This is a genomic window from Thalassospira sp. A3_1 (assembly GCF_017744215.1).
In the GTDB taxonomy this organism is placed as follows: Bacteria; Pseudomonadota; Alphaproteobacteria; order Rhodospirillales; family Thalassospiraceae; genus Thalassospira; species Thalassospira lucentensis_A.
Window position 1 is genome coordinate 1 of record NZ_JAGHQQ010000009.1, and the last position, 1,055, is coordinate 1,055.

Consider the following 1,055-nt stretch of genomic DNA (forward strand, 5'->3'; position numbering starts at 1 on the left):
TGTGAGCTTTCAACAGGTTGTCCATTCGGGCCAGACCGAGGAGACTGGAGTTACCACGCTTCAACCATCCTTGGAGGCAAGCCCGAATGAACATGCACAAGAATGCCCGTTTAACACCGATAGGTCGAGAACGTTTGGTCCGTCTGATGGAGGGCGGGCACAGCCCGGAGAGTGCGGGAGCACTCGCAGGGGTGTGCCCGCGCACCGCGCGCAAGTGGCGGGAGCGCTACCGGTTTGAAGGACTGGCAGGGTTGCAGGACCGATCCTCACGGCCAAAGAAGCTGCGCAACCCGACAGCACCTGAGATTGTAGATCGTATCATCGCCCTGCGCCGACGTCGCTGGACCGGCAAGCATATCGCTCAGGCAACCAATGTCTCACCGGCAACCGTGAGCCGTGTCTTGAAACGTGCCGGACTATCACGCCTCAAAGACCTTGATCCTGCCGAGCCGATACATCGTTATGAACGTGAAAGCCCTGGCGAAATCATCCATTTCGATATCAAGAAACTCGGGCGCTTTGAGAAGCCCGGTCACCGTGTTACGGGGGATCGTACCGGTCAGTCGAACCCACGCGCGCGCAAGCAGGGTGGGTATGGCTGGGAATATGTCCATGTCGCCATCGACGATCATTCACGCCTGTCTTTTTGCCAGATCCATCCCGATGAAAAGGCCGAGAGTGCCGTCGCCCATCTCAAGGCTGCCATCGCTTATTATCAAAGCCTTGGTGTCAGGGTGACAGGGATCATGACTGATAACGGTGCCTGTTACACGTCAATGGCCTTCGCCAAAGTCTGCAAACAGCTCGGGATCAAACATCTGCGGACAAAGCCCTATACCCCTAAAACAAATGGAAAGGCTGAGCGCTTCATACAGACGGCCTTGCGTGAATGGGCCTATGCCCGTCCGTACCAGACCTCAGATCAACGCGCAAAAAACCTGCCCCTCTGGGTCCATCTCTACAATTGGCACAGACCGCACGGCGGGATAAAAGACAAGACTCCTATCAGTCGTCTCGGCCTAAACCGGGACAACCTATTGAGGTTCCACATCTAG

The 1,055-nt window shown here is 56.3% G+C and carries 1 protein-coding gene; it reads left to right on the plus strand.

From position 1 onward, the window contains the following. Positions 1–86: 86 nt before the first annotated feature. A complete protein-coding gene (locus J7395_RS20805; RefSeq protein ID WP_209223605.1) occupies positions 87–1,055 on the plus strand; it encodes an IS481 family transposase in 969 nt (322 codons plus the stop codon).